At 73.3% G+C, this 7,305-nt stretch carries 4 protein-coding genes and 1 pseudogene; 4 read left to right on the top strand and 1 reads right to left on the bottom strand.

Annotation, left to right across the window (positions count from 1 at the left end; translation table 11 throughout):
- Window positions 1–1,109: Hsp70 family protein (locus ND748_RS20890; RefSeq protein WP_251747687.1), on the bottom strand; the 1,109-nt coding region annotated here is incomplete at its 3' end.
- 420 nt (window positions 1,110–1,529) lie between these two features.
- Here ND748_RS20890 and ND748_RS20885 point away from each other — a divergent pair.
- From ND748_RS20885 to ND748_RS20870, 4 genes and pseudogenes are all read left to right on the top strand, one after another.
- Window positions 1,530–1,910 carry a hypothetical protein gene (locus ND748_RS20885; RefSeq protein ID WP_251747686.1) on the top strand — a complete coding sequence of 127 codons (381 nt, stop codon included), beginning with the start codon at window positions 1,530–1,532 and terminating at the stop codon, window positions 1,908–1,910.
- Window positions 1,907–3,523 carry a hypothetical protein gene (locus ND748_RS20880; protein ID WP_251747685.1) on the top strand — a complete coding sequence of 539 codons (1,617 nt, stop codon included), beginning with the start codon at window positions 1,907–1,909 and terminating at the stop codon, window positions 3,521–3,523. The genes ND748_RS20885 and ND748_RS20880 overlap by 4 nt, the downstream gene beginning before the upstream one ends.
- Before the next feature lie 187 nt (window positions 3,524–3,710).
- Window positions 3,711–4,886: a hypothetical protein gene (locus ND748_RS20875; protein WP_251747684.1), complete on the top strand. Its 1,176-nt coding sequence runs from the start codon at window positions 3,711–3,713 to the stop codon at window positions 4,884–4,886.
- A gap of 63 nt (window positions 4,887–4,949) precedes the next feature.
- Window positions 4,950–7,305 (top strand): annotated as a pseudogene (locus ND748_RS20870) (hypothetical protein); the annotation flags it as partial.

The following is a 7,305-nucleotide window of genomic DNA, read 5'->3' as shown; positions in this document are numbered from 1 at the left end:
GGTCTGATCGGCCCCGCCGGCGCCGGCGGCGGGAGGGCGGCGGGAGCCAGCAGCGCGGCGGCGACCCGGGCTGCGCCGAGTGCCACGACGTGCTTGGGATGCGCGTCGACGACGGTGGGGCGCCCCGTCGCCGCCTCGATCATCCGGGCCACCATCGGGATGCGTGAGGAGCCGCCGGCCAGCAGCACCGCCGACAGGGCGTCGGGCCTGACCTCGGCGGAGCTCAGTGCACGGTGCAGCGCCTCGACCGTGGATTCGATCGCAGGTCGGATCATCTCCTCGAACTGCGCCCGGCCGAGCTTGACGTCCTGACGGATTCCCGGCAGCAACACCGGGATGACCGTGTCCTCGTCGGCGGACAGGGCCTCCTTGGCCAGGACGCATTCCTGGCGCAGCCGCGACAGCGCCACGGTGCTGTCGCGGTCGCGGGGATCGGCCGCGGTGACGGCGCCGTCGAGCTCCCGGTCGACGTGATGGAGGATCGCCTCGTCGAAGTCCGCGCCGCCCAGCCATTCGATACCCTCCGGGGTGCCGAGGATCCGCGCCTGGCCCGCCTCCATCCGCAGCACCGCGGCGTCGAACGTGCCACCGCCGAGGTCGTACACGGCGATGACGTCGCCGTCGGACAACTGTCGGCCGGTGGCGTAGTAGGTCGCCGCGGCCACCGGCTCGGTCACGAGGGGAACGTCGACCAGCCCGGCCAGCCGCGGGACCTCGTCGAACTGCTCCATCCGGTAGGGCCCCCACACGGCCGGCCGGGTCAGGACGATCTGCTGCGGAGGTCCACCCTGCAGCCGGATCGCACTGCCGACCGCGTCGCGCAGCACTGCGGCCAGCAGCGCGGCCGGCGAGTACGGCGCGTCGCCGAGGAGCACCGGGGTCGGATCGCCCAGCCGGCGCTTGAACTCCCGTGCCGCCCGATCGGGTTCCCGCAGGGCGCGGCGGTCGGCCGCGTCTCCGGTCAGCAGGTGCCCGTCGCGGCTGGCGTAGACGACCGTGGGGGCGACGATGCTGCGATTACCGAGGCTGACCATCTCCGTGCGGTCGGGCCAGCCGATCGCCACTGCGGTGAAGGTGGTCCCGAGATCGATGCCGAGGCCGTACGTCACCGGATCGGACTCCGCCGGGGTGAGCCGATCGATCGCATGGTTCCTCCCGAAATGTCTACCTCTAGCAAGCTACCTGGGGTATAGACCACGGTCTAGTACGTCCCCGGAACATCGGCCCCCGGCTGGTCTCGTCGTGTCGAGGAATGGCTTTCTGAGCTGGGCGGACCGGGCAGGTCACGGGGATGTTCCGGTGGCCGGGAGATGATGTCCTTCGGCGGCAACCGACAACACCTTCGCCTACATTTCATCTGTCGGACATTCTCCGTCCGAGCCCTTTTTCGGTAGGAGGAGGCGCGGGTGGCATCCCGGTCCCGGCGGGGAAACACTCCCACCAAGGTGGGGCCACCATGATCGTCTGCTGGTATGCCTGAACCGGAGACCCTTCTCGCGCCGTGCAGTGAGCATGCGAAGAGGACTGCGGTGAGCGGCACCATCGAGTTCGACTCGGCCAAGTACGATCAGTTGATCGGCCAGTTGGGTGGAACCCTGCAGGAGTTCACGGACGGCGCGGCCGGTCCGTTGCCGCTGAAAGCCGACGTGCAGGTGCAACCGGCTGGCCAGACCTGGTCGCCGGCCGTCGACCTGGTCGGCGCCGGTACCTCGCTGTTCGGCATGATCAGTGAGACCAACGACTCCCTGGTCAAGGGGGTGACCGACCTGCGTGCGGCTCTGGCCCAGGGACGGTCGATCTTCAATGACACGGAGGATCTGGCCACCGTCACCGCCGAGCAGTTCGACCAGGTGGTGGGGCATCCACTGGGCGCTGTGCGCAGCCGGCACGAGGGCACCGAGCAGTTGTGAGCGGTCCGGGGACGCTGACCGACTTCGCCTCCGCGCTGGCGGCTGTCACGGGTGTCACGGTGGATCTGCGGGGCGCCGCGTCTCCGACCGGCGGCTGGATCACCTTCGGCAGTCCCGGATGGTGGACCTACGCGCCCTTCGGCAGCCCGCTGTTCACCGTCGGTATCAACGTCCAGGCGTTGGCGAACTGGGCATCCGCGATGTCGACCCTGGACGGCATCGCCGACGAGCTGGCCGCCGGGACACTGGGTCTCATGGACGTGCGGCGGCTGTGGGACGCCGAGCAGACGGTGCGGCTGCACACTGACCATCTCGGCGCCGCCGGCAGCGACACCACGAACGCCGCCCAGTTGTTCGGCGGCGGTGACGCGCCGCCCGCCGGGACCGCGACGGGGGAGATCTTCGGCATTGTGAACGGCCTGGCCCAGGATGTGTCCGCCTATCACGACACACTGGCCGGTCCGCCGGCGATCGCCGACACGCTCCACGCCGCGGGCGAGGCGCTGGCCGCGTTCGGCCGGGGAATGTCCGACGCCTACCGGCAGTCGGCCCTGCACAACGCGGCGGCCGACGGGGTCAACGGTATCGCGGCCAACATGCAGAACTATCTTTTCGGTCAACCGGTGACGACGGAGACGGTGGCGCAGGTTCTCGCCGGTTACTCCTCGTCCGCCGTGGGTGGACTCCCGAGTGGGATGGCCGACTTCGGCGGTGATCTGGCCCAGCCCCCGGTGTGGAGCGCCGCCAGCACCGCCGTGACCACCTGGATCGACGGCGAACTCGACACGCTCGACGCGCGAGCCCGGGAACTCTCGTCCACGTTGCAGGACGCCTATCAGACCGCGACGGAAAGGCTGAACAGCGTGGCGGGAACGAGCGGCAAGAAACACTTCCGCCGGTCGGAGAAGCCCCAGGACGGCGAGCCCACCGAGGGCAGGGTCAATGAGCTGACGCCGGGCCTGCGCAGTCGATCGGTGGAGGCGTCGAACGAGGTGGCGCCCGGGCGGGCGGGGGAGCCGCTGACCCAGCGGGGTCGTGAGCCGGCGGGGGCGCTGTCGGGCATGGTGAAGCGCGGGCAGGACGCGACGCTCCAGGTGAGTCAGGGTCAGTCGCTGCCCCGGCCTGGTGACAGTCAGGGCCAGAACACCGAGGCGTCGGGGACGCCGACACCCGAGGGAACGACGACGCCCATATCCGGCGAGGTACGGGAGCGTTCGGACGTGTCGGATCCGCTGACCGCGCAGACGCAGGAGCAGAGCGAGCAGATTGAGCGGGGGGTCGAGCCGCTGACCCCGCAGGACCAGACCGAGCAGAGCGAGCAGATTGAACGGAAGGCCGAGCCGCTGACCCCGCAGGGTCGCGAGGCGGACCTGTCGGATCCGCTGGCCGCGAAGACGCAGCTGCCGAACGAGCGGGTGGAGGGAATTGAGCCGCTGACCCAGCAGGGTCGTGAGCCGGTGGGGGCTCTGTCGGGCGTGGTGAGCGGTGGGCCGGACGCGACGCTCCAGGTGAGTCAGGGTCAGTCGCTGCCCGGGCCGGGTGACAGCCAGGGCCAGAACACCGAGGCGTCGGGGACGCCGACGCCCGTGGGAAAGACGACCAGCCCCGTGTAGGCGCCGCGGGCGTGGCGGTAGGTGCGGAGCCTGAGTTCTCCACCCCCCTAAGCCCGGTACATCCGTTTCGTGAGTGCCCCGTGGGGCCCACCTGTGAACCAGGCGGCCCGACCGGGCCGTGCTCCGGCCAACGGGCCCGCGCCGGTGGACCCGACGGCAAGCTGTTCCGGCAAGTCTGGAGGTACTGGTGACCGAGGCCCCGACCAGCGTCGTGTCGGTGGGAGGCGTCGACGGTGTCGCTTCCGACGCGCGCGACGCATGGATGACCGACGCCTGGCATCGGGCGCTGCTCGGCCTCGCCGGCTTCCTGTCCGACGAGCTGATCAGCGCGGCGCGTTTCTGGCTGGCGCAGGGCCGGCGGTTCGACATCGCCCAGGCGATCACGCTCGCCGTGGCCGCCGGCCGGCTCGACGTCGGCGGCGCCGAGATCGGGCTGGCCCGGGAGGAGTTCAGGGCCGCCGGGCAGGAGCAGGACGGGCTGCTGGGAGCGCTGGACACCCTGCCCATCGCCGAGCGTCTCCTGACCGCCTGGGAGTTCCGCTCCGGTGATCCCCACGTCGACGGGACGGCGACATCCCTGCCCGTCGATCTGACCGCCGGCGTGGGGCCGTCCGAGCTGGCCGACACCGAACAGGCGATCCTCGCGGCCATCCTGGTCGAGCCGGACGCCGCCGGCCTGTGGCGGACCTGGCGGGTTGCGGCCGCGGGCGCGCCGTGGGCGCCGCCGAAGCGGGTCTTCGCCGTCACGATCGAGGCGGGTGCGCGACCCCCGGCGGAGGTGACGGCACGGCTGCAGACCGCGCTGGCCGCCGCCGGGGAGCCCGACCCGCAGGTCGAGGTGAGCGTCGTGGGTACCGAAACGCCCTCCTACCAGACCCTCGCCCGCCTGTGTGGAGCCCTGCTCTGGTCACGTGAACCGGCGCTCGGCGTGTCGGTCGCCCGGGTGTTCGACGCGGCCGACCCGGCCACCGGACCGCGCTTCGCCCCGGACCGGCCCCGGATCACCAACGCGGCCGTTCGGGCCCGCCTGCTCGGCTACCTGGACAACGGCGTCGCCCTCTTCGGCGGCTCCTCGTCGATGCCGGATCTCCTCGACCCGGCCCGGGGGGAGGTCGTGCCGGGCACGTTTCGCACGGATGGCCGGTGGGTGTGGACCGACGCCGTCGGCTACTACCTGCACGAGTACGGCATCGCGCCGGAGCAGGAGTTCCGGTGGCACCTGGAGCACGGCGAACCGGTCGAGCGGATCGACGAGGTCGTCCTGCACCGCGTGCTGGCGGTCGTGCTGAGTCGGCGGCGGGAGGACGAGGCCGCGTGGGTCGTCCCGCCGACGGGCGAACCCGCCGCCCCGGACGCGCCATGACCGTGCGGGGCGGCGGCTCGGGTCCGGGACCTCGTGAGGACCTGACATGAAGCCGGCCACGTCATGAGCCTCGCCACCGGCTATCTCGTCGGTGCCGAGCGGCCCACCGACGCTGTGGGGCCCACCGACGCTGTGGGGCCCACCGAGGCTGTGGGGCCCACCGGCGCTGTGCCTGCCACCGGCGCTGTGCCTGCCACCGACGGCTGGCGCGACTGGGCTGACCGGTACGACGAGGCCGAGGCCGTCGAGCATCACCCGGGCCCCGGGGCGGGTCCGGGTCCGGTTCCCCCCGACGCGGTTGCCGGCTGGCTGCCCCCCGAGACGAGGGTCGGATGGAGCGCCGCGGGCCGGCCGGTGCCGCGGCTGCTGGCCTCGCCGTCACAGGCCCCGTGGGATCCCGCCGGACGGGCGAGGGGAACGCTCCCGCCGGAGCCGACGGAACCGATCCTGGCGCGGCTGCTCGAGGGCACCCTCGCCACCGCCGCCGGCCGGTTCTTCGAGCCGGAGCTGGCCGGAGCAACGCGGCTGCCGGTGGCCCCACCCGGGATGTTCACCGTGCACCTGGGCACCGGCCCGGCCGGCTTCCAGGTCAACGGTCGCCGTGTTCCGCCCGCGCTGCTGGCCCGGCTGATCCGTGCCTGTCCCGAGTGGCGCGGCCGGCCGCTGCTGGTCCTGGCGCATCCGAACCCGGCGCCGAACCGACTGGCCGCCCTGGTCCGTGCGCTGCTCGCCGAGGTCGGTGTTCCGGTGTACACCGCGGACGCCGGTGTCCTGCTGCTGCCGGGCGGGGCGATCACCGGAACGTCGTTCCGCCGATGGTCCGTGCCGGCGGCTGGGCGGAGCGAAGCGGAAGCGTCGACGGCCGTCGGCCCGTGGCTGCCGCACGGAGGGCCTGCGACGGCGCGCGCGGGCGAGCGCGCTGCACCGGTTCGCACGGCCGAACCGGCCGAACCCAGGCCGCTCCCCGCGCCGGTGCCGCCAGTCGCGCCGGCGCCGTCGATCGTGCCGGTGCCGTCGATCGTGCCGGTGCCACTACCTGCGTCGCTTGCCTTGCCGGCCGCGAGGGGACCGTCGACTCCCGGCCCGATGCCCGGTGTCATCCGGCGCCCCCTTCCCACGGCGACCCCCTGGTCACCTCGGGTTCCCGCATCCCCGCCACCTGCATCCCCGCCACCCGCTGCATCGCCCCGTGCGTTACCGCATCCTGTTTCCGGTTCCCCGGAGCTCTCCGCTCCGGCCGGGCAGTCGCCGGCGCAGGGGCTCCAGCGGGGCGTGGATCCGGTGGCCGACGTGAGTGGCGGGGCGCGGCCCGGCCCGGGTTGGCATCCGCGGATGCCGCCCGATGGCACTCCGGCCCGGCCCGCGGCGGCCCCGGTCGAATCCGCGGTGGATTCCACGTTGGAGGAAGCTCTCGGCCACGGCCGGGACCTGGCGGCGGGCCCCCGCGTCCCCGGTGCCGCACCGTCTCTGCCCGACCCGACCGAGGCCACGCCCGCCGACAGCGCCGCGGAGGGGAGCCACGGAGCGGCCCGCGCCTCCCGTCAGGTCGCCGGCGATGGCCGCTTCGATGACGGCCGCTTCGATGACGGCCGCTTCGATGACGGGCGCTTCGGTCACGGGCGCTTCGAGGGGGGCCGCTTCGAGGGGGGCCGGTCGGGCCGGGACGCCGCCGGTGGCGGCTTCGGCGCGGACCGGGCTGATACCGGGCACCTCCTGCCCTGGCTTGCGGTGCTGCCGCGGGTGACGGTGGAGGACCGGGACCGGCTGCGGACGCTGCTCGGGTGGCGCTACGAGACGCACGCACGCGCCGTGATGGGCGCCCTTGCCCTGCAACCGGGCCTGCGGGCGGGAGCCGGCGCGGACGACCTGCTGGCCGGGCTGGTCGCGGTCCGCGCCTATCTCTCCGCGGCGGGACGGCTCGACTCCGCCGGCCGGTCGGTGGACGCGGCGCTGCGCGGCGCCGAGCGGCGGCCGGACGAGGACGGCCTGGTCCTGCTGGCCCGCTGCGTTCAGGCCGGCCTCGGTCGGCTACCGGCCGTGGTGGGTCCGGTGTTCCGCCCGGCGGCTGCGAGCCCGGACGTGGTCTCGCGTCACCGGCCGGGGGACATGCTCGTCGAACCCGCCTTCCTCGAGGTGTCGACGGCCCCCTGGGAACTGCCGGGACGCACCGTGGAGTACGTGATCTGGTCCTCGACGGCCCGCCGGACGACGTGGCTCGGTGCGGAGGCCACGCCCGGCGGTTCGTCGAGCGAGGCGCTGTTCGTGGCCGGCACCCGGTTCGTCGTCCTCGCAGTCGACATCGCCGCCAACGCCAACGCCGCCAACGCCAACGCCGCTGCGGACGGCCGAGCCGGGGCCGGCGAGGCCCCCACGCGGCTGCTGCTGCGCGAGGTGGTCGGTGGCCGGGTCGACGCCGCGC

Origin of the sequence: Frankia sp. AiPs1 (assembly GCF_023716945.1) — a bacterium.
Lineage (GTDB): Bacteria > Actinomycetota > Actinomycetes > Frankiales > Frankiaceae > Frankia.
This window is presented reverse-complemented; position numbering and strand designations above follow the sequence as displayed.